Genomic DNA, 21,715 nt, shown 5'->3' with positions numbered 1-21,715 from the left:
CACCGCCCATGACGCATCGTCAACCCGCTCACCGTTCCCTTCGTGACGGAGGAACACCTCTCATGTTCGACACCGTGCTCGTCGCCAACCGCGGCGAGATCGCGCTGCGGGTGATCCGCACCCTCCGGCGGCTGGGCGTGCGGTCGGTCGCCGTGCACAGCGACGCGGACGCCGACGCCCCGCACGTCCGGGCCGCCGACCTCGCGGTCCGGCTCGGGCCCGCCGACCGCAGCGACAGCTCGGCCGCCGAGACGTACCTGCGCGCCGACCTGATCCTGGACGCCGCCCGCCGGGCCGGCGCGCAGGCCGTCCACCCCGGCTACGGGTTCCTCGCCGAGAACTCCGCGTTCGCCGAGGCCTGCACGCAGGCCGGGCTGGTCTTCATCGGTCCGCCGCCGGCCGCGGTGGAACTGATGGGCGACAAGATCAACGCCAAGGAGGCCGTCCGGGCCGCCGGGGTGCCCGTCGTCCCCGGCAGCGAGGACGGCTCGCCCAGCGACGAGCAGCTGATCGAGGCGGCGACCCGGATCGGCTACCCGGTGCTGCTCAAGCCCTCGGCCGGCGGCGGCGGCAAGGGCATGCGGCTGGTCCGCGACCCGGCCGAACTGCCCGCCGAGCTCGCCGCGGCCCGCCGGGTGGCCCGCACCGCGTTCGGCGACGACACCCTGCTGCTGGAGCGCTGGGTCGACCAGCCCCGGCACATCGAGGTGCAGGTCCTGGCCGACACCCACGGCCGGACCGTCCACCTCGGCGAGCGCGAGTGCAGTCTGCAGCGCCGCCATCAGAAGCTCATCGAAGAGGCCCCTTCCGTCCTGTTGAACCCGAGTACCCGCGCCGCGATGGGCGCGGCCGCGGTGCGCGCCGCCGAAGCCTGCGGCTACACCGGCGCCGGCACGGTCGAGTTCATCGTCCCCGGCGGCGATCCCGCGGGACCGGACGCGGACGACGTCCTCGACTTCTTCTTCATGGAGATGAACACCCGCCTCCAGGTGGAACACCCCGTCACCGAACTCGCCGTCGCCGTGGCCGGGCCCGACGGCCCGCAACGGCTCGACCTGGTCGAGTGGCAGCTGCGCGTCGCCGCGGGCGAGGCGCTGCCGTTCGCTCAGTCGGACGTCTCCTTCCTGGGCCACGCGATCGAGGCCCGGATCTGCGCCGAGGACCCGGAACGGGACTTCCTGCCCACCGGCGGCGAGGTACTGCTGCTGGACGAGCCCTCCGGAGAGGGCGTCCGGGTGGACTCCGGAATCGCACCCGGCGACCGGGTCGGCAGCCTGTACGACCCGATGCTCGCCAAGGTGATCGCGTACGGGCCCGACCGCCCGACCGCGATCCGTCGGCTGCGGGCCGCACTCGCCGAGACCCGCATCCTGGGCGTCACCACCAACACCGGCTACCTGCGCCGGCTGCTGGCGCAGCCCGAGGTGACGGCAGGACGGCTCGACACCGGCCTGGTGGAACGCAGCGCGCAGCAGGACGCCTCCCTGCTGAGCTCCCCGTACACCCGTCCCGGGTCGGTCGACCTGCTCCACTTCGCCGCCGCACTGCTGCGGCAGCTCGAACTCGGCCGCGCCGACGCCTCCGACGGCTGGACCGACCCCTTCTCCCTCCCTTCGGGCTGGCGGCTCGGTGGCGAGGCCGCGTGGACCACGCACCGGCTCCGGCTTCCCGGCCGCGAACCGGTCACCGTGAGCTGCCGAATGACTACCAGGGGTGAAATCGAGAGCGCCATCGGTTTTTCCGCGGCGGCCTCCCCCGACTGGGAGGTGCGGCTGGACGGCGGGCCCGTCCGGCGGGCCCGCGCGACCCTCGACGGAGACCTGCTGCGCCTTGCGGTTGACGGGCTGCAGGCCACTTTCACGGTCGCTTCGGAGCGCACCGCGGACGGCGTCGTCCACTGGCTCGGCATCGACGGGGATGCCTGGCCCGTTCACCCGTTCGATGCAATCGCCGAGCGCGCCGCGGCCGGCACCGCCCACCACGGCACCCTCACCGCGCCGATGCCCGGCACCGTCACCGTGGTCAAGGTCGAGCCCGGCGAGCAGGTCCGCCGGGGCCAGGCGCTGCTGGTGCTGGAGGCCATGAAGATGGAGCACGTCATCTCCGCGCCGCACGACGGCACCGTCGACGACCTCCGGGTGGCCGCCGGCGCGACCGTCGCCATGGACGCGCCCCTGGTGACCGTCACGGCCGCCGAGGACCCGTCCGTCCCCGCCGAGCCCCTCCCGGAGGCGGTCCGATGAACGCCACCCCGCCCGAACCGACCACGGCCCGCGCGACGACAGGAGCGGCCGGGACGGCCGAACCGACCGTGCTGGAACTCGGCCTGCCGCAGCCGGTGCGCGACCCCGGGCTGCCCGAGCGGGTCCGGATCCACGAGGTCGGCGCGCGCGACGGGCTGCAGAACGAGTCCGCCCTCGTGCCCGTCGAGGTGAAGGCCGAGTTCATCGCCCGGCTGGCCGCCGCCGGGCTGCGCACCGTCGAGGCCACCAGCTTCGTCCACCCCAAGTGGGTGCCGCAGTTGGCGGACGCCGAGGAGCTGATGCCCCGGCTGGCCGACCTGCCCGCGCGCCACCCGGGCCTACGGCTACCCGTGCTGGTGCCCAACGAGCGCGGGCTGGACCGGGCGCTGGCGCACCACGCCGGCGAGGTCGCGGTGTTCGCCAGCGCCACCGAGACCTTCGCCAGGCGCAACCTCAACCGCTCGGCGGACGAGGCGATGGCGATGTTCCGCCCGGTGGTCGAGCGCGCCACGGGGGCCGGGATCCCGGTGCGCGGCTACCTGTCGATGTGCTTCGGCGACCCCTGGGAGGGCCCCGTCCCGGTCGACCAGGTGGTCCGCCACGGCCTGGCGCTGCTGGAGATGGGTTGCGCCGAGCTGAGCCTCGGCGACACCATCGGCGTCGCCACCCCCGGCCACGTCAACGCACTGATCGACGCGTTCACCCGTTCCGGCGTGCCGGTCGGACAGTTGGCCGTGCACTTCCACGACACCTACGGGCAGGCGCTCGCCAACACCCTGGCGGCGCTGCGCTCCGGCGTGACCGTGGTGGACGCGTCGGCCGGCGGCCTCGGCGGCTGCCCGTACGCCAAGAGCGCGACCGGCAACCTGGCCACCGAGGACCTCGTCTGGATGCTGCACGGTCTGGGCATCGAGACCGGCGTGGACCTCGCGGCACTCGCCGCGACCAGCGGCTGGATGGCCCGTCACCTCGGTCGCCCCAGCCCGTCGAGGACCGTCCGCGCCCTGCTCGGGCCGACGACCTGATCCCCGACACCCTCCGAACTCCCCACCTCCACCAGGCCCACCAGGCCGCGATCCCGGGAGGATCAGCCGTGCTCGACCACCGCCTGAGCAGTGAGTACGAGGAACTCCGCAGCACCGTCGCGGAGTTCGCCAACGATGTGATCGCGCCGAAGATCGGCGAATACTACGAGCAGAATGAATTCCCGTACGAAATCATCCGGGAAATGGGGCGGATGGGCCTGTTCGGGCTGCCCTTCCCGGAGGAGTACGGCGGCATGGGCGGCGACTACTTCGCGCTCTGCCTGGTCCTGGAGGAGCTGGCCCGGGTCGACTCCTCGGTGGCGATCACCCTGGAGGCGGCGGTCTCGCTCGGCGCGATGCCGATCCACCTCTTCGGCACCGAGGAGCAGAAGCGCGAGTGGCTGCCGAAGCTGACCTCCGGCGAGGTGCTCGGCGCCTTCGGCCTGACCGAGCCCGAGGGCGGCACGGACGCCGGGGCGACCCGGACCACGGCGCGCTACGACGAGGCCACCGACGAGTGGGTGATCAACGGCAGCAAGTGCTTCATCACCAACTCCGGCACCGACATCACCGGCCTGGTCACCGTCACCGCACTGACCGAACCGATCACACATTCGAGTGACGGATCGTCAAATCACTCGCCCACCAGGGAAATCTCCTCCATCATCGTTCCCACTGGGACTCCCGGGTTCCAGGTGTCGAAGAAGTATTCGAAGGTCGGGTGGAACGCCTCCGACACCCGCGAACTGTCCTTCACCGAATGTCGAGTACCCGCGGCCAACCTGCTGGGACGCCGAGGCCGCGGCTACGCCCAGTTCCTGCGCATCCTCGACGAAGGCCGCATCGCCATCGCGGCCCTGGCCACCGGCCTGGCCCAGGGGTGCGTGGACCAGTCCCTCTCGTACGCCGGCACCCGTCGCGCCTTCGGCCGGGCGATCGGCGCCAACCAGGTCATCCAGTTCAAGCTCGCCGACATGGAGACGCGCGCGCACATCTCCCGCCTGGCCTGGCGGGACGCCGCCTCCCGGCTGCTGCACTCCGAGCCCTTCAAGAAGGAGGCAGCCATTGCCAAGCTGTACGCGTCCGAAGCCGCGGTCGACAACGCCCGCGAGGCGACCCAGATCCACGGCGGCTACGGCTTCATGAACGAGTACCCGGTCGCCCGCATGTGGCGCGACTGCAAGATCCTGGAGATCGGCGAAGGCACTTCGGAGGTCCAGCGGATGCTCATCGCACGTGAACTCGGCATGACGTCCTGAACCACACCGGTCAGGGCAGGAACGGGGGCAGGGCCGACACCCCGGCGTCGTTGTCGATCTGGTCGTAGCGCTCCAACGCCAGTTGGAACGCCGTCGGTTGGATCCGCACCGCGCCGGAGAACGGCCCGCTCATCACCGCCACCATGCTCACCCCGAACGCCACGGAGGCGCCCACGAAGCACATCAGCACCAGGTTCCGCGGGTTGGAGGTCAGCCCGATCACCGAGGGGGTCGCCAGGACGAACACCGCCCCCACCAGCAGGCCGCCGATCGCCAGGACGGGCACCGACGCACGGAGATCACCCAGCCGCGCGTTCCGCTTGGCGTTGACCTCGGACAGGCTCCGCAGCACGTCGGTCCGAGCACTCGCCTCGACCTGGCTGTGCACCGCGGCCCGGTCGACTGCGGCCCGCACCTGGTCGACCGCCCGCCAGGCGGCCTGACTTCCGGTGTCGTGCTGCATGGCGGCCCACTCGTCGTCGATCACCACCCTGGTGTAGGACCGCAGCCTGTCCCGCACCACGGGCCGATCGGCGTCGGGCAGACCGCCGGCGGTCCAGTACGCCTCCGTGAGGGCCCGCGACTCCTCGTAGGTGTGCTGGCGCGCCGAGTTCAGCTGCTGCCAGGTGCCGGCGATGCTGAACCCCAGGAAGAGCGCGAAGAAGCCGAGGATCGCCGCCCCGGCGAAAGACATCGCCTGCGGTGTCGTCGCCCCTTCCCGCGCCCGCTTGGTCCGCCCCAGCAGCAGGCCGATCACCAGCGCCAGCACCGCACCCGACACGGCGGCGACGGCAACGGTCAGCATCTCGGCCCGGCCGCGCTCGTGGCCACGCCCTGGCTGCCGCCTGCGTTCATGTCCGTGCCTGTGGCTGTGCCCGCGGCTGTGGCTGTGCCCGGCTTCGTGTCCGTCTCCGGCTTCGTGTCTGTCTCCAGCTTCGCGGTTCCGTTCGCCGTCTTCACCACCGTCCCCGCCGTCCCCGGGTCCGTACGGTGAACGCCGCTGCCAGGACGCACAGCACCGGGAGGACGATCGCCAGCAGCAGCATCATCACCTCGGTTCCGTCCCAGGTGTCGTCCTCCTGCCCCGGGGGCCAGTCCTCCTGCGCGAACTGGCTCTCCGCCTGCCCGCCCGCGGTCCGGCCCACGGCGGGCGCCGACTGCGGCCGGCCCGCGGTGGCACCGGACTCCTGACCGGTCGGCCGGCTCGGGCCGGATGCAACGGCGGCTGTGGCGGCTGCGGCTGTGGCGGTCTGGTTGCCCGCCGTGTTCGTTGTCGCCGGGTTTCCGGAGAGGGGGTTTGCCGTGCCGGACGATCCCGGTGCGGCGAAGGGCGAGGCAGGCCTGGCGAAGGCGGTTCCGCCCGGCAGCAGGGCCGGGGCCTGCCCGGGGAGGAACGGCGCGAGCAGCTGCCCCGCCAGGGCATGGGCTCCCGCCGCGGGTTGTGCCTGCGCCGCGGCGGCGGGCTGCTGTCCGACCGCGGCAGCCGCCGGACGGGTGCCGGGCGGGACGGAGACCGGGAACAGGCCCGGTGGGACGGCGTCGCCCGAGAGGCTCGAGGGTGTGCCCGAGCCTGTGGTGCCGCCGGTCCCTGTCGTGCCCGGCCCCGAGTTCGTCCCCGGGCCGGTTGCAGAGCCGGAGCCGGGCGCGATGCCGGTGCCGGCGCCAGGTCCGGTACTGGCGCCAGGGCCAGGGCCAACACCGGGACTGGGACCGGTGGCCGGGCCGGCCGGTTCCGGGGTGGGCGGGGTCGGCCGTAGGCCGTCGTAGGCGCCGTCCGCCTCGGCGGAGACCTGGCGGGGCGCTTGGCGGGTGCCGTCCGGGCCGACGGTCGCGTCGTCCGCCAGGCCGTCGGCCCGGGCCCTGCCGGTCTGGCGTCCCGGGCGGGCGGTGCCGGTCGCACGGCAGTCGACGGCCTGTCCGGGGGCGAGGGTGCGCCCGCCGTCGGAGCCCGTGCAGTCCACCGTGCCCAGGCCGGGCAACCCCTCGGTGATCGAGGCTGCGGTGATCGGGACATCGCCGAACGCCTCCAGGCGATACTGGAGTTCGATGGTTCCGCCGACGTCGGTCACCAGGCCGGGCGCGGCTCCGGGCAGCGCCCGGGTCGATGCACCGGGCCGGGGCGCCGCGGCCCCGGTAGCTGCCCCGGTGATAGGCCCGGCCGCGGGTTCGGGGGTGCCGGGCGGAGGCGTCCGAGGTGCGGAGCGGTGGGACAGGCCCGTGCCCGAGGGGGTGCCCACCCGGGTGAGGCGGAGGCCCGCGGTGATGCCCAGGTATCCGGTGGGCGCGTCGGCGTGCGCCTGTGGCAGGTGGTCGGGGGCGTCCGCGACCGCCGTGACCTGGGCGGCCTGCGGGCCGGTCGCGGCAGTGAAGGTGGCGGTGCAGTCGAGGGCACCGCCGGGCGGGATGCTCCGGTCGGCCCCGCAGGCGAGTCTTCCGCCGGGGAGCTGAGGGTCACTCAGCAGCACGCCGCCGAGCGGGTACTCGGCGTGGTTGCTCAGGTGGTAGGTGCGGGTGGCGGGCTCCCCGGCCCGGAGCCGCACGCCGGGGTCGGTGCTGGTGTTGGTGCTGACGCTCAGCCTCAGCTCGTCGTGCACCTCACCGCCGCGGGTGGTGCCCGGTTCCGACGTCCAGGTGCCGAGGAGGGCGGGGGCCAGCAGCGCGATCCCGAGCACGGCAGGCACGGGGCGGCGGAGTACGGCTGCGGGGGCCCGCCATCCGGCGGTCAGTACGTCGATATGACGATTGGTCACTTCGGCATGATCGATCAGGGAATCGGCCGGTCACCGGCACGGCGCACCGGGGCAGCCGGGAACGACTCGATCGGCCGATACCGCCGGGCTGCCCTCCGATCGCCCCCGGGCCTCCCTCTAAGCCGTCCCCGGGCACTGCCGGGAGCCAGCAGGAACCGCCGGGAGCTGCCGGGAACGGCCCCGCCCGACGCAGCGGCGTGCCACCAGCAGCCCGGCAGCGGGCGCGGGCGGGAACGGGATCCAGAGCGGCCGACCGAGCCTACCCGCGCCCGGTACGACGCGACACGGCACGACAGGGCGTGAACCGGCCTCGGCGGGGCGGGCGGGCAGGCAGGCAGGAGGCAGGTAGACAAGCAGACAGGCGGGCCGGTCAGGGGATGACGATCACCGGGCGGTTGGCGCGGCGGGCGAGTCGGCCGGAGACCGAGCCGAAGATCTTGCCGAGCAGGCCATGGGTGCTGCCGACCACGATGGCGTCCGCGGCGTACTCGCGGCCGACCTCCTCGATCTCGTGGCAGATGTCCCCGCCGCGTTCGACCAGGATCCAGGGGACGCCGGAGAGGAAGTCGGCGCAGGCGAGTTCGAGGCCGAGGATCTCGGTGCGCTGGTCCGGGAGGTCCACGAAGACGGGCGGTTCGCAGCCGGCCCAGACGGTGGTGGGAAGCCGGTTGGCGACGTGGACGATCACCAGGCCGCAGCGGGAGCGGCGGGCCATGCCGACGGCGTAGGCCAGGGCGCGCTCGCTGGAGAGCGAGCCGTCGAAACCGACCACCACGCCGTGCTGGAACTGCGGGTCGCAGGCGCGCGAGCCGTGTTCCTGGAGTTGCGGTTCGCCCTCGCCGTCGCGGCGGCCCACGGTGGGACGGGATCGGTCGGTCATCGCGTCCTCCGCAGTACCGGGTCGAGGTCCGACGACGGCGTCCGCCGCCGTTCCGGGGCGGTCGCTCCCGGAGGTGTCACGTCGTTCAGGGGTGCCGGGCGCCGACCCGCCGGAACCGGGGCCGGGGTCGGCAGGCCGGGCGTCCGGGGGGCGCGGGTGATCGGCGGGCGGCGGGGCGCCCGGGTCCTCGACAGCGGACCTGCTGTCGGGCGGGCTGCCGTGGGCAGAAGCGGAAGGCTCTTCACCGGCCATGGCTCAAAACTCTTCAACTGGAACGGACCTACGCAGGGGGAGGCGACGGCGGACCGCCCGGTCCCGGTGGCAGGAACGGCAGCGGTGGCGATGCGTCCGCGAACGACTACCACCGTTGGCGACCTGTGCCTTTCAGAGTACGGCTCGGAACGGGCCCCGCCCAGTGACGGCGCCCTCGTGCGGTCAGGTTCCCGCGTGTGGGGGAAAGACGCACTCCGTCGTGCGCCCCCTCGCGGCGGGTTCCCAGGAGCTTGACCGACGACACGCGATGTGCGCAACAGTGCGCCGACACAACGTGACCCGACTGTCATCGCCCCTGTCCGTGGGCGGTGCACGGCAGTTGTCGTCTCGATCGCGCCCGGCTCCCGCCCGGTTCGCACCCGGCCGGCGCCCGGTCGCCTCCCGGTCGGCATCCGGATCCCGCCCGGCTCCCGCCCGGTTCGCACCGTACGGCACGGCGGCGGTGCCGGTCCGGCGATCCGGTGAGCGGGGGCGGGGGTTCCGCCTCGCGGGCGGGGCCTTTTGGGATCATGGTCCGGGTTGGGTGCGTAGCGGCCGGATTCGGCCAATTCGCGGAATTTCCCTCCACCTTTGGCAATTGCCACGTGCATACGTGGCGGCCGCTGGCAGCATGCTCGGCATGCCGCTGCTCCTGCTCGACCTCGACAACACCCTGCTGCCCAGGGACGCCGCGTTCCGGGCCTGGGCAGGGGACTTCCTCACTGAGAACGGCCTGCCCGCCGGGGACCTCGACTGGCTGGTCATGCTCGACGGCAGCGGCTACGTACCGCGCAGCACGGTACTGGGTGCGGCGAGGCGTCGCTACGGCATCGACCGGTCGGTGGAGTCGATGCTCGCGCATTACCGAGACGGCATCAACTCGCACATCCAGTGCCCGGATTCGCACGTCGCGGCGCTCCGGGAGGCACGCGAGGCGGGCTGGACGCTGGGGATCGTCAGCAACGGCGGGACGCTGCCCCAGTTGGAGAAGATCCGGCTGACCGGGCTCGCCCCCCTGGTGGACGGCTGGGTCATCTCGGAGGAGGCCCACTGCCTGAAGCCGGACCCGTTGATCTTCGAGATCGCGGCGCGGCGGTGCGACTTCCGGCCGGCCGGGGACTGGAAGGCGCAGACCTGGATGGTCGGCGACTACGGCCCGGCCGACATCGCGGGGGCGGCCGCGACGGGGCTGCGCAGCGCGTGGCTGCACCACGGCCGGCCGTGGGCGGAACGGGCCTACCGGCCGACGGTCAGCGCGCCGAGCCTGCCGGAGGCGGTGCGGGTGATCCTCGCCGCGGGCGAACACCCGGCCGCCGGACGGGGATTCGCCGCGGCTGCGGCCGGCCGCCCGCAGCGGTCGCGCGGCCAACTCGCCATCCCCGCCTCCCGGCTGGCTCCGCCGCCCGTCAAGGCCACCAAGGCCGCCAAGGCCGTTCAGGCAGCTCAGGCCCCCCAGTCCGCCCAGACGACCCAGTCGGCTCCGGCCGCCAAGGCCGCCGGTGCGTCGCTCGCCCAGCAGGTCCCGCTGGCGAAGGCCCGGCCGCTCGCCCCGATCGAGCCCGCCCAGGCCCGCTGGGGCGACGCCGCGGCCGCCGCGGGCTGACCCCTACCGCCCGACCGCCCTGCCGAGGCCCCGGAGTTCCGCCGCCGAGACGGCCGTCACCGCCCCACACGAGGGGCACTCGAAGCAGCCACTCGCCAAGCGGAAAACAGGAGTTGACGCTACGTCATTCGACTGAGTTCGCGCCGCGCGGCAACCCCGGACCGCTCCCCCGCCGTCTCCGTACCGGGTCCGGTCGAGTGGTGTCGGCGCCCGGCACCCGGCGGCGGGGGCCGGGGCGGGTGGGTGCCCCGCGAGGAGGGGTCGGATTCGGACGAATGTGCGGCGGCGGGGCCGTCGGGGCGGGGCGTCCGGGTCGGGGGTGGAGCGGTGCGGCGGCCGGGGTGGGTGGGGGCGGTGGTACTGGTGGGTCAGAACCGGAACATCGGGGCCGAAGTGACTGAGCGTGAGGTGGGAGGCGTTCAGGAGTGGCCGGTTCAGGTCGGGCCGGGGGGCTGACGGGGCGCGGGGATCATGGCTCAGGTGTGCGCTGTGGCGCGTGGGAGGCGGTTTCACGCCCCCGATTCGAACCGTGCGTTTTCGGCCAACTTGCGCCGCTCCCCTGCCGTTCGGGCAAATCCGCAGCACACAGCGGGCGGTGGGTGCACCGTCGGCGGGTGAATCACCGGCAGGTCGTGCGACAACCGGCCACGGTTGTCCGCGCCCCCTTCACAGCGGGGTCGACGGGTGCCACGCTTCGTGATCGAATGCTTCACGCCAAATTGCCATGTCGACATAGCGTCGGATGGTGAACTTGTCACAACGGCAACGGTCCACCAAGTAGATTCGATCTTGGCTCGCAGAGCGGCAGCCGAGACCACCACACCACCGAGGGGGCTGGAGCGCCTTGAGCAGGGTGAGCAGGAGCGACGCGGGTCCTGATAACGGTCGCCAGCCGTCGTCCTATCCCGGTGGTGCGGCGAGACTCGGCAAGTTCGGTGGCGCGTCGGCCGGTTCGCCGGTCGGTGGGCCGGGTGGCGGCCAGCTCCAGGGTGCTCCGGGAGCGATGACGCCGGGTCAGCACTCCGCGGTTCCGTCCCTCTCGGCAGCGTCCTCCGCGCACGGCGCCGCGGGCGCGGGCGCGGGCACCAGCGCGGGCACGGGTGCGGGTACGGCGACGGACGTGCTCGCGGCCGGTCCCGGTGCGCTCTCCTCCTCGCGCAAGCTGGCCGGTCGGCGGCGGCGCGAGACGGTCGCGGTGCTGCTGTTCAGCGGGGCGCCGATCTTCGAGAGCTCGATCCCGCTGTCGGTGTTCGGCGTGGACCGGCAGGACGCCGGCGTCCCCCGCTACCGGCTGCTGGTGTGCGCCGGCGAGGAGGGCCCGCTGACCACCACCGGCGGGCTGACGCTGACCGCCCCGTACGGGCTGGAGGCGCTGTCCCGGGCGGGCACCATCGTGGTGCCGGCCTGGCGGTCGATCTCGCAGCCGCCGCCGGTCGAGGCGATCGCCGCGCTGCGCAAGGCCCACCACGAGGGGGCCCGGATCATCGGCCTGTGCACCGGCGCCTTCGTGCTGGCCGCCGCCGGGCTGCTGGACGGGCGTCCGGCCACCACCCACTGGATGTACGCGCCGACGCTGGCGAAGCGCTACCCGCGGGTCCACGTGGACCCGCGCGAGCTGTTCGTCGACGACGGCGACGTGCTCACCTCCGCGGGCACCGCGGCCGGCATCGACCTGTGCCTGCACGTGGTGCGCAGCGACCACGGCGCCGAGGCCGCCAACGCGCTGGCCCGCCGGCTGGTGGTGCCGAACCGCCGCGGCGGCGGAGGTCAGGCCCAGTACATCGACCAGTCTTTACCGGAGGAGATCGGCAACGACCCGCTGGCCGAGGTGGTCACCTGGGCGTTGGAGAACCTCAACCAGCAGTTCGACGTCGAGGTGCTGGCGGCCCGCGCCTACATGTCGCGGCGCACCTTCGACCGCCGGTTCCGGACCCTGACCGGGAGCGCGCCGCTGCAGTGGCTGATCACCCAGCGGGTGCTGCAGGCGCAGCGGCTGCTGGAGACCTCGGACCTGTCGGTGGACGACGTCGCCCGGCGCTGCGGCTTCCGTTCGCCGGTGGCGCTGCGCGGGCACTTCCGGCGGCAGCTCGGGGTCTCCCCCGCCGCGTACCGGACCACCTTCCGGGCCCGCCGACCGTCCGTCGGCGGGCCGGTGGCGGCGCAGGCGCCGGGCGGCGTCCCGGCCGAGCGCGGCGCGGACCGGGCCGGGCACGTCCCGGCGTCCCACGGGCCCGCCGCGCACGGCCCGGTGACGCCCGGTCAGCAGGTTCCGGGCGGGGCCGGTCCGGTCGGCGGGGTGCCGGTCGGGGCGGGCGGGGGTGCGGCGGGGCGGCAGCGTCCGCGTCCGCTGGTGCCGCCGCAGGCCGGTCCGCCGCCGAGCGCCTTCGGCGGGCGGGTGCCGGAGCGTCCGGGCGACCCCCGGTACGCGGGCCGCGCCACCGGCCCGGCCGCGTACGGCGGTCAGCCCGGCCAGCCGGGCCAGTCCGGGCACGGCGGGCAGTCCGGGCACGGCGGGCACAGCGGCCAGGGCGGGCAGTCCGGCGGCAGCGGGCAGCCGGGGGCCCTGCAGGGGCCTCCGCCCGCGCACGCGCACGCGCAGCCCTCGCCCGGGCAGCCGGTGCGGCCGAGCGCGGCGTACCCGGGCGGGCGCGGGTCGGGGCCGGCGGAGCGTCCGGACCGTCCGATGGAGCACGCCATCGCGGAGGACCCGGTCGGCGAGCAGCCGAGCGCCCGGGGCCGGCAGGCGGCGCACCGTCCGGAGGTCGAGCCGGAGCGCGGGGCGCACGGCACGGCGGACTTCGGTCCGGACGGGGCGCGTGCGGTGTCGGGGGCGCGTGATCGCGCCGTAGGGTGAAGGCGTGAATGACCGTCTGGTATGGATCGACTGTGAGATGACCGGCCTCGACCTCGATCGGGACGCCCTGATCGAGGTCGCCGCCCTGGTGACCGACTCCGAGCTGAACGTGCTCGGCGAAGGCGTGGATGTGATCATCCGACCGCCCGCCGAGGCGCTGGAGACCATGCCCGAGGTGGTGCGGCAGATGCACACCTCCTCGGGCCTGCTCGACGAGCTCGCGGACGGCCTGACCATGGCCGAGGCGCAGGAGCGGGTGCTGGCGTACGTCCGCGAGCACGTGCCGGAGGCCGGCAGGACGCCGCTGTGCGGGAACTCGGTGGCCACCGACCGCGGCTTCCTGTCCCGGGACATGCCGGAGCTGGAGGGGCACCTGCACTACCGGATCGTGGACGTCTCCTCGATCAAGGAGCTGGCCCGCCGCTGGTACCCGCGGGCCTACTACAACAGCCCGCAGAAGGGCGGCAGCCACCGCGCGCTGGCCGACATCCGCGAGTCGATCGCCGAACTGCGCTACTACCGCGAGGCGGTGTTCGTCCCGCAGCCGGGCCCGGACACCGACACCGCGCGGGAGATCGCCGCCCGGCACCAGTTGCCCACCGGCTGACCAGGGATCCGGCCCGGGCGGTCACGGAAACCCTGGCGCGAGCACCCCTCCGCATCCTGTAGAGTTCTTCCTGTCGGAGCGGGAACGCGGAAGCGGGAAAGCACCTGACAGATGGTGGGTGTAGCTCAGTTGGTAGAGCACCTGGTTGTGGTCCAGGTGGCCGCGGGTTCGAGTCCCGTCACTCACCCCAGTAAGCGAAGGCCCCGGTCGAGAAATCGACCGGGGCCTTCGTCGTTCTCCGGACCGGAGCGCCGGACGCACCGGATATACCAGACATACCGGACGCGCCGAGCACCGGACGCACCGCGGCGGTGAGTTGGGGCCCGCGCGGGCGGGTCAGCGGCACAGCGGCTGCGCGGCGGCCGCGGGACGGAAACGGCGGGGCATGGACGACCAAGCTACCCGCTAGTAACATCGCGGCATGACCACTACTGCGATCGGCGAGCTGCTCACGTCCACCGTCCCGATGGTGAAGACCCTGCAGCTGGAGTACCTGGAGACCACCCCGGAGCGGGCCGTGCTGCGGCTGCCCGACCTGCCGGAGTACCGCAACCACGTGGGCGGCCCGCACGCGGGGGCGATGTTCACGCTGGCCGAGTCCGCCAGCGGTGCGATCGTGCTGGCGGCGTTCGGCGACCAGTTGGGCCGCGCGGTGCCGCTGCCGACGGTCGGCGAGATCTCGTTCAAGAAGCTCGCCCGCGGCGTGGTGACCGCCACCGCGACGCTCGGCCGGCCGGTGGCCGAGGTGATCGCCGAGCTGGACGAGGGCAAGCGCCCCGAGTTCCCGATCACGGTGGAGATCACCCGCGAGGACGGCGCCGTCACCGGCGTGCTGGAGATCGTCTGGACGCTGCGCCCCAACTCCTGAGCCCCCGGCGGCCGTCCGGGCCGGGCCGACCGCACGCCGGCCCCGGCCCCGGACGGCCCGCACGCGAACGCACGGACGCCCGCCGCACCGCACGCACCCCGGCGCCCGGCCCGGCCGCCCCCCGCCCGACCGCCTCGCCCGGCCCGGCCGCCCCCCGCCCGACCGCCTCGCCCAGCCCCTCCGCCATCCCGCCCGGCCCGGCCCCCTCGGCAGCAAGCCGCGAGCGGCGGCCGCCCCGCCCGTCCCCTCCGCAGCAAGCAAGCAAGCCGCGAGCGGTGGCCGCCCCCGTCAGGCGGAGTCGCGGACGATCAGCTCGGTCGCCAGCACCACCTGCCGCCGGGCCCGGCCGCGTTCGTGGATCTCGTCGAGCAGCAGCCGGGCCATGGTGCGGCCCATCTCCTCGATCGGCTGGCGGACGCTGGTCATCGGCGGGTCGGTGTGCCGGGCCACGATCGAGTCGTCGAAGCCGATCACCGCGACGTCGTCGGGGATCCGGCGCCCGGCCGCCCGGAGCACCTGCATGGCGCCGGCCGCCATCACGTCGGAGGCGCAGAAGACGCCGTCCAACTCGGGCCTGCGGGCGAGGAGTTCGCGCATGGCGACCCGGCCGCCCTCCTCGGTGAAGTCGGCCAGGCCGACGAGTTCCTCGTCGTAGGCGTGGCCGGCCTCCTCCAGGGCCCGGCGGTAGCCGCCGAGGCGGGCCTGGGCGACCTCCATGTCGAGCGGGCCGGTGAGGGTGGCCACCTGGGTGCAGCCGCGCCGGAGCAGGTGGCGCACGGCCATCCGGGCGCCGCCGGCGTTGTCGGCGTGGACGTAGCTGAGCGGTTCGAGGTCGCTGCGCCGGCCGGCCAGCACGGAGGGGATCTCCAGGCTCTCCAGCAGTCCGGGCAGCGGGTCGTCGCGGTGCACCGAGACGACCAGGACGCCGTCGACGCGCTGGGCGGTCAGGTAGGCCGAGAGCCGGTCCCGTTCGCGCTGGTTGCGGACCAGGATCAGCAGCAGCTGCATGTCGGTCTCGGCGAGTTCGGCCGAGACGCCGCTGATGATGTCGGAGAAGTACGGCTCGGAGAACAGCCTGGTCTCGGCCTCGGGGACGACCAGCGCGATCGAGTCGGTGCGCGAGGTGACCAGGGTGCGGGCGGCCCGGTTGGGGACGTAGCCGAGTTCGGCGATGGCGTTCTGGACGGCTTCGCGGGCCTTGGCGCTGACCCGCGGGGAGCCGTTGATCACCCGGGAGACGGTGCCGCGGCCGACGCCTGCCAGCGCGGCCACCTCCTCCAGGGTGGGGCGCGCGGTGGCTCTGCCGCCGGCGCCCGGATGGAGCGCGTCGGGGCGCTGTGCGGTCGGGCTCATCGCTACACCTCTCGGTCTCTGGGACGGATGGGACGGATCCGCCGGGACCCGCCCCGGGTCCGTGCGGACTGTTCATTGTGGCCGGTCCTGCCGCGTTTCCGACCATCCGGGGCGGCCCGGAGCGGTCCGGGACCGGCCCGGGGGCAGCACGAGGGCGTCAACGGCGGTGGTAACGAAGGCGGAAACGCTCCGGCAACGTTTATGTCACCACGTCTTGACACTCACCCCCGCGACACAGCAACCTTCCGGCATGCCCAGCTGTGGGAGCGCTCCCACACTGTAGCCAAGATTCAGCGCACCAAGAACACCCACGAAGCTCTCGTTCCAAGCCCGGCACCACCCATGGAAGACCACCGGCAGGCCCCGGAAGACGACCGGACCGACGCCGGACCGACCCGGATCAACCACCCGGACAAAGGAGTTCGCCCCCATGCGCACCACCTCCCGCCCCCGCAGAGCCGCTGTCGCCGCCGTCGCGGTCCTCGCCGCCTCCACCCTGCTGCTCACGGCCTGCTCCTCGAGCTCCGACAAGGGCGGCTCCGACGACGCCAACGCGAAGATCACCCTGAACGTCGGCGACTTCGGCACCTTCGGCTACGTGGAGGCCGGCCTGTACGACGAGTACATGGCCGCGCACCCGAACATCACCATCAAGTACCAGACCACCCAGGACGGCCAGAAGTACTGGGACGCGCTGACCACCCACCTGGGCTCGGGCAGCGGCCTGGCCGACATCCAGGCGGTCGAGGTCGGCTACATCGCGCAGGCCACCAACACCCTGGGCGACAAGTTCGTGGACCTCGGCAAGGCCGACGGCGTCAACGCCGCCAACTGGCTGCCCTGGAAGTCGAAGCAGGCCACCACCCCGTCCGGCTCGCTGATCGGCCTGGGCACCGACATCGGCCCGATGGCGGTCTGCTACCGCACCGACCTGTTCCAGCAGGCCGGCCTGCCGACCGACCGCGAAGAGGTCGGCAAGCTGTGGGCGGGCGACTGGTCGAAGTTCGTCGAGACCGGCAAGAAGTACCAGCAGAACGCCCCGGCCGGCACCTTCTTCACCGACTCGGCCTCCGGCCTGTTCAACGCCGTGCTGTCGGCCCAGCCGGAGCAGTACTCGGACGCCTCCGGCAAGCTCGTCTACAAGACCAGCGCCGGTGTGAAGACCGCCTGGGACCTCGCGGTCTCCGCCTCGCAGGCGAAGATCAGCGCCGGCCTGCGCCAGTTCCAGGACCCGTGGAACGCGGCCGTCGCCAACGCCAAGTTCGCCGCGGTGGTCTGCCCGTCCTGGATGACCTCCTCGCTGAGCAAGTACGGCGGCGAGGCCGGCAAGGGCAAGTGGGACGTCGCGGCCGCGCCGGTCGCCTCCAACTGGGGCGGCGCCTTCCTGACCGTCCCGAAGGCCGGCAAGCACATCAAGGAGGCCACGGCGCTCGCCGCCTGGCTGACCGCGCCGGAGCAGCAGGCCAAGGTCTTCACCAAGGTCGGCAACCTGCCCTCCACCGTGGGCGGCCTGCAGCAGCCCGCCGTCCAGAGCGCCAAGCTGGAGTACTTCAGCAACGCCCCGACCGGTCAGATCTTCGCCGCGTCCGCCACCTCGATCAAGCCGGTCCCGATCGGCGAGCAGGACGGCAACGTCAAGACGATCATCACCGACAACGGCATCCTCGACATCGAGGAGCACGGCACCGACCCGGCCAAGGCCTGGGACAACGTGACCAAGCTGGTCGACGACAAGACCGGCCACTGATCCGGGCCGGCCTCGCGCCGGTAACCGGTCCCAACTGCCCGGCCGGGTCCGCCCACCCGGCCGGGCGCCGTTCCGCCGCCCCTCGCCACCTCCGGGAAGGAAACCCCAAGTGGCCACCCACGTCCGCGCCGAGGCCCCGCCCGCCGCGCGCTCCTCCTGGCGCTCCCGCCTGTACCGGTTCGACCTGAAGGCCTCCCCGTACGCCTTCATCGCGCCGTTCTTCCTCTGCTTCGCCGCCTTCGGCCTCTTCCCGCTGATCTGGACGGGCTGGCTGTCGCTGCACTACGTCGACCTGCTCAAGCCGGACGTGATGGAGTGGCGGGGCTTCGGCAACTACACCCGCCTGTGGTCCAACGACCAGTTCTGGACGGCGCTGCGCAACACCTTCACCATCGGGGTGATCTCGACCGTCCCGCAGCTGCTGATGGCGCTCGGGCTGGCCCACCTGCTCAACTACCGGATGCGGGCCCGGGGCTTCCTCCGGGTGGCGATCCTCGCCCCGTACGCCACCTCGATCGCCGCGGCGACCCTGGTGTTCGTCCAGCTGTTCAACCCGGACTACGGCTTCATCAACTGGATGCTGGACCTGGTCGGCCTGCACCCCAACTGGTACTCCGACACCTGGCCCTCGCAGATCGCCATCGCCACCATCGTGACCTGGCGCTGGACCGGCTACAACGCGCTGATCTACCTGGCCGCGATGCAGGCGGTGCCGAAGGACCTGTACGAGGCGGCCAGCCTGGACGGGGCCAACCGCTGGCAGCAGTTCACCCGGATCACCATCCCGTCGATCCGCCCGACCATCATGTTCACCATCATCGTCTCCACCATCGGCGCCACCCAGCTGTTCGGCGAGCCGATGCTGTTCGGAGGCGGTGTCGGCGTGTCCGGCGGCTCCGCGCACCAGTTCCAGACGCTCAGCCTCTACATGTACGAACTGGGCTGGCCGTCGCGCCAGTTGGGCCGCGCCTCGGCGGTGGCCTGGACGATGCTGCTGATCCTGCTGCTGATCGGCCTGGTGCAGTTCCTGATCACCCGTTACCGCAAGCGCCACGAGCTGGGAGGCTGACATGGCCGCCACCCTGTCCACCCCCTCCCCCCGCGAGGCGAAGAGCGTCGACCCGGCCCGCCCGCGCGGCCTGTTCCGGCGCAAGGCGGGCGACCACGACAAGGCCGGCCCGGTCACCTACGTGCTGCTCGGGATCGCCGCGCTGGTCTCGCTGTTCCCGCTGTACTGGACCTTCGTCGCGGCCTCCAACACCGGTGAGCGGGTGGCCCTGTCGCCGCCGCCGATGATTCCCGGCGGCGAGCTGTGGAACAACATCTCCACCGCCTGGGACCAGGCCGACATGGGCCTCGCCCTGCTGAACTCCACCATCGTGGCGGGCTGCGTGTCGCTGTCCACGGTGCTGTTCTCCACGCTGGCCGGCTTCGCCTTCGCCAAGCTGCGCTTCCGCGGCCGCAACGCGCTGCTGACCCTGGTGGTCGCCACCATGACCATCCCGCCGCAGCTGAGCGTCATCCCGCTGTACCGGATCGTCACCAAGCTGGAGTGGAGCGGTCACCTGCAGTCGGTGATCCTGCCCTCGCTGGTGGCCGCGTTCGGCGTGTTCTTCATGCGCCAGTTCCTGTCCGAGGCGCTGCCGTTCGAGCTGGTCGAGGCGGCCCGGGTGGACGGCGCGAACAGCCTGCGGATCATCTGGCACGTGGTGTTCCCGATCGCCCGGCCCGCCATGGCGGTGCTCGGCATGCTGGTGTTCGTGCAGTCCTGGAACGACTTCTTCTGGCCGTTCGTGGCGCTCAACGCGCAGAACCCCACCGTCCAGGTCGCGCTCTCCGGCCTCGGCGGCGGCTCCGGCCACGACATCAACCAGGCCGTGATCATGACCGGTGCGCTCGTCGGCACCCTGCCGCTGCTGCTGATCTTCGCCGTTCTGGGGAAGCACATTGTCGGCGGGATCACGTCCGGCGCCGTCAAGAGCTGACCCTCTGGAAGACCCCGGCACACCCGCCCTGTCCACTCCTCAGCCATGGGAGCGCTCCCGTATGACCATGACCGATCCGACCACAGCCGCCCACTCCTCCGTGGCGGTGCCCCGGGTGGCCTTCCCGCCCGGCTTCTCCTGGGGCGCGGCCACCGCCGCCTACCAGATCGAGGGCGCCGCCGCCGAGGACGGGCGCACCCCGTCCATCTGGGACGTCTTCGCCAAGACCCCCGGCAAGGTGCTGAACGGCGACACCGGCGACGTCGCGGTGGACCACTACCACCGCTTCCGCGAGGACGTCCGCCTGATGGCCGACCTCGGCCTCACCTCGTACCGCTTCTCGCTGTCCTGGCCGCGGATCCAGCCCACCGGCCGCGGCCCGGCCGTCGAGCGCGGCCTCGACTTCTACCGCGCCCTGGTCGACACCCTGCTCGAACACGGCATCTCCCCCGTCGCCACCCTCTACCACTGGGACCTCCCGCAGGACCTGGAGGAGGCCGGCGGCTGGCCGATCCGGGAGACCGCCTACCGCTTCGCCGAGTACGCGGCCCTCGCGGCCGGCGCGCTCGGCGACCGCGTGCCGGTCTGGACCACCCTCAACGAGCCCTGGTGCAGCGCCTTCCTCGGCTACGGCTCCGGCGTGCACGCCCCCGGCCGCACCAACCCGGCCGACGCGCTCAAGGCCGCCCACCACCTCAACCTCGGCCACGGCCTGGCCGTCGGCGCGCTGCGCGAGGTGCTGCCCGCCTCGGCGAAGATCGCCGTCTCGCTCAACCTGCACCTGGTCCGCCCGCTCACCGACACCCCCGAGGACCGCGAGGCGGCCCGCCGGATCGAGGCGGTCGGCAACCGGGTCTGGACCGGCCCGATGTTCAAGGGCGGCTACGACGAGGACCTCAAGGCCGACACCGCCCACCTCGTCGACTGGGACGAGCTGGTGCGCCCCGGCGACGAGGCGGAGATCGGCCGGCCGATCGACCTGCTCGGCCTCAACTACTACAACCCGACCGTCGTCTCGGCGCCGCGTGACAACGCCGAGACCGCGGAGGCGGCCCGCAACGACGGCCACGGCGACAGCGAGTTCAGCTGCTGGCCCGGCTCCGAGGACGTGGTCTTCCACCTCGCCAACGACGACGTCACCGCGATGGGCTGGCCGATCGACGCCTCCGGCCTGGTCGACTCGCTGGTCGGCATGCACCGCGACTTCGGCCTGCCGCTGCTGGTCACCGAGAACGGCGCCGCCTTCGAGGACGTGGTCGGCCCCGACGGCGAGGTCGACGACCCCGAGCGGGTCCGCTACGTCGAACTGCACCTGCAGGCCGTGGCCGACGCGATCGCCGCGGGGGCGGACGTGCGGGGCTACTACCTCTGGTCGCTGCTGGACAACTTCGAGTGGGCGTACGGCTACAGCAAGCGCTTCGGCATCGTCCACGTCGACTACGACACCCAGCAGCGCACCCCCAAGACCAGCGCCCGCTGGTACGCGGAGGTGATCCGGCGCGGGGGGCTCGCCTGAACTCCCGCACCCCCGCACAGTGTGACGGAGTGTGAGCGACGGGCGTGACCGCGGGGAGTCCCGCTCGTTCTCCCCTGGTGTGCGAACCAACCACGCGAAGCGACCGCGACGTTCGGACACCCCCCGCCTCCGATGGGGGCGACCCCGGGCACTGGCGGCGGGCGGCATGCTCGCCGCCCAGGTGCTCGGCCTCGGCCTCGGAGCGGCGGACGCCCGCGCCGCCGACACCGGCCACCCCCCGCACCACCCCGGCCGCGCCCTCGGCACCGTCGTCCGCCCCGGCTCCGGCGACGGCGACCTGCTCGACGGCGCGGCCGACGCGCTCGACCCGGCCGACCCCGTCGGTTCGGCCGGCTCCGCCGGTTCCGCCGTCACCGGCAGCCGGCCGGTCGAGGACCTCGGCAGCCTCCTCGACCACCACCTCGGCACCGGCGAACTCCCGCTGCCCGGCCACCACGCCGACCGCCCCGACGCCTTCTCGCTCGCCAACGGCCTGCTCTCCGCCGTCCCCCCGCAGCCCCGCGCCGAGGACGCCGCCCGCGCCTCCCGCTCCGGCCCCGCCACCGGCCGCGAACCCGACGAGAACCCCGTCCCCGCCGTCCCGGCCCAGCGCACCCCCGCCGGCCGCGGCCCGGTCACCTCCCCCGCACCCGCCGCGGCCCCGGCCGCCGCAGCGACCGCCACCACCGGCCGCACCCCGGCCCCCCGCCCCGCCCCCGCCACCGGCCGCGAACCCGACGAGAACCCCGTCCCCGCCGTCCCGGCCCAGCGCA

At 73.3% G+C, this 21,715-nt stretch carries 14 protein-coding genes, 1 tRNA gene and 2 pseudogenes; 13 read left to right on the top strand and 4 right to left on the bottom strand.

The features are described from left to right. Nucleotides 1–62: 62 nt before the first annotated feature. From IH44_RS0125725 to IH44_RS0125715, 3 genes are all read left to right on the top strand, one after another. Nucleotides 63–2,243, top strand: coding sequence for a biotin carboxylase N-terminal domain-containing protein (locus IH44_RS0125725; RefSeq protein WP_030462099.1), 2,181 nt, complete (start codon nucleotides 63–65; stop codon nucleotides 2,241–2,243). Beyond that, on the top strand, nucleotides 2,240–3,268 hold the full coding sequence (locus tag IH44_RS0125720; RefSeq protein ID WP_369794994.1) for a hydroxymethylglutaryl-CoA lyase: 1,029 nt from the start codon (nucleotides 2,240–2,242) through the stop codon (nucleotides 3,266–3,268). The genes IH44_RS0125725 and IH44_RS0125720 overlap by 4 nt, the downstream gene beginning before the upstream one ends. A 68-nt stretch (nucleotides 3,269–3,336) precedes the next feature. Then, the gene (locus IH44_RS0125715; protein ID WP_030462097.1) at nucleotides 3,337–4,527 is read left to right on the top strand and encodes an acyl-CoA dehydrogenase family protein; all 1,191 of its coding nucleotides are present in this window, start codon (nucleotides 3,337–3,339) and stop codon (nucleotides 4,525–4,527) included. Between the two features lie 10 nt (nucleotides 4,528–4,537). Here the strand turns inward: IH44_RS0125715 and IH44_RS0125710 are convergent, their stop codons facing one another. The 3 genes from IH44_RS0125710 to IH44_RS0125700 form a co-directional block, all read right to left on the bottom strand. Beyond that, complete coding sequence (locus tag IH44_RS0125710; RefSeq protein ID WP_051817312.1) at nucleotides 4,538–5,332, bottom strand: DUF4239 domain-containing protein; 795 nt, start codon at nucleotides 5,330–5,332, stop codon at nucleotides 4,538–4,540. Between the two features lie 151 nt (nucleotides 5,333–5,483). Beyond that, on the bottom strand, nucleotides 5,484–7,277 hold the full coding sequence (locus IH44_RS0125705) for a hypothetical protein (RefSeq protein ID WP_157852462.1): 1,794 nt from the start codon (nucleotides 7,275–7,277) through the stop codon (nucleotides 5,484–5,486). 370 nt (nucleotides 7,278–7,647) lie between these two features. Further along, the gene (locus IH44_RS0125700) at nucleotides 7,648–8,157 is read right to left on the bottom strand and encodes a universal stress protein (protein WP_030462094.1); all 510 of its coding nucleotides are present in this window, start codon (nucleotides 8,155–8,157) and stop codon (nucleotides 7,648–7,650) included. Nucleotides 8,158–9,049: 892 nt separating this feature from the next. Between IH44_RS0125700 and IH44_RS48435 the strand changes: the two genes are divergently transcribed. The 5 genes and pseudogenes from IH44_RS48435 to IH44_RS0125675 all read left to right on the top strand — a co-directional run bounded on the left by IH44_RS48435 (nucleotide 9,050) and on the right by IH44_RS0125675 (nucleotide 14,341). Continuing rightward, complete coding sequence (locus IH44_RS48435) at nucleotides 9,050–10,012, top strand: HAD family hydrolase (protein WP_232795084.1); 963 nt, start codon at nucleotides 9,050–9,052, stop codon at nucleotides 10,010–10,012. A 1,120-nt stretch (nucleotides 10,013–11,132) separates the two neighbouring features. After that, nucleotides 11,133–12,153, top strand: a pseudogene (locus tag IH44_RS48430) (helix-turn-helix domain-containing protein); the annotation flags it as partial. Between the two features lie 717 nt (nucleotides 12,154–12,870). Beyond that, complete coding sequence (orn, locus tag IH44_RS0125685; protein WP_081967116.1) at nucleotides 12,871–13,473, top strand: oligoribonuclease; 603 nt, start codon at nucleotides 12,871–12,873, stop codon at nucleotides 13,471–13,473. A 114-nt stretch (nucleotides 13,474–13,587) separates the two neighbouring features. Beyond that, nucleotides 13,588–13,663: transfer RNA gene (locus IH44_RS0125680), tRNA-His, on the top strand. Nucleotides 13,664–13,894: 231 nt separating this feature from the next. Next, nucleotides 13,895–14,341, top strand: coding sequence for a DUF4442 domain-containing protein (locus IH44_RS0125675; protein WP_030462090.1), 447 nt, complete (start codon nucleotides 13,895–13,897; stop codon nucleotides 14,339–14,341). 288 nt (nucleotides 14,342–14,629) lie between these two features. Here IH44_RS0125675 and IH44_RS0125670 read toward each other — a convergent pair whose 3' ends face one another. Beyond that, nucleotides 14,630–15,694, bottom strand: coding sequence for a LacI family DNA-binding transcriptional regulator (locus tag IH44_RS0125670; protein WP_030462089.1), 1,065 nt, complete (start codon nucleotides 15,692–15,694; stop codon nucleotides 14,630–14,632). A gap of 430 nt (nucleotides 15,695–16,124) precedes the next feature. Here IH44_RS0125670 and IH44_RS0125665 point away from each other — a divergent pair, with 430 nt between their 5' ends. The 5 genes and pseudogenes from IH44_RS0125665 to IH44_RS0125645 form a co-directional block, all read left to right on the top strand. Then, on the top strand, nucleotides 16,125–17,441 hold the full coding sequence (locus tag IH44_RS0125665) for an ABC transporter substrate-binding protein (protein WP_030462088.1): 1,317 nt from the start codon (nucleotides 16,125–16,127) through the stop codon (nucleotides 17,439–17,441). 109 nt (nucleotides 17,442–17,550) lie between these two features. Continuing rightward, nucleotides 17,551–18,510, top strand: coding sequence for a carbohydrate ABC transporter permease (locus IH44_RS0125660; protein WP_051817309.1), 960 nt, complete (start codon nucleotides 17,551–17,553; stop codon nucleotides 18,508–18,510). Between the two features lies 1 nt (nucleotide 18,511). Beyond that, nucleotides 18,512–19,426 (top strand): carbohydrate ABC transporter permease, encoded by a 915-nt coding sequence (locus tag IH44_RS0125655; RefSeq protein ID WP_030462086.1) that lies wholly within the window; start codon nucleotides 18,512–18,514, stop codon nucleotides 19,424–19,426. A 61-nt stretch (nucleotides 19,427–19,487) separates the two neighbouring features. Next, nucleotides 19,488–20,942: a GH1 family beta-glucosidase gene (locus tag IH44_RS0125650; protein ID WP_051817308.1), complete on the top strand. Its 1,455-nt coding sequence runs from the start codon at nucleotides 19,488–19,490 to the stop codon at nucleotides 20,940–20,942. A gap of 166 nt (nucleotides 20,943–21,108) precedes the next feature. Continuing rightward, nucleotides 21,109–21,715: pseudogene (locus IH44_RS0125645) on the top strand (hypothetical protein); the annotation flags it as partial.

Origin of the sequence: Kitasatospora sp. NRRL B-11411, from assembly GCF_000721345.1 — a bacterium.
Classification (GTDB): domain Bacteria; phylum Actinomycetota; class Actinomycetes; order Streptomycetales; family Streptomycetaceae; genus Kitasatospora; species Kitasatospora cineracea.
The sequence above is the reverse complement of the archived record's forward strand: the minus strand, read 5'-3'. Positions and strand labels throughout refer to the sequence as shown.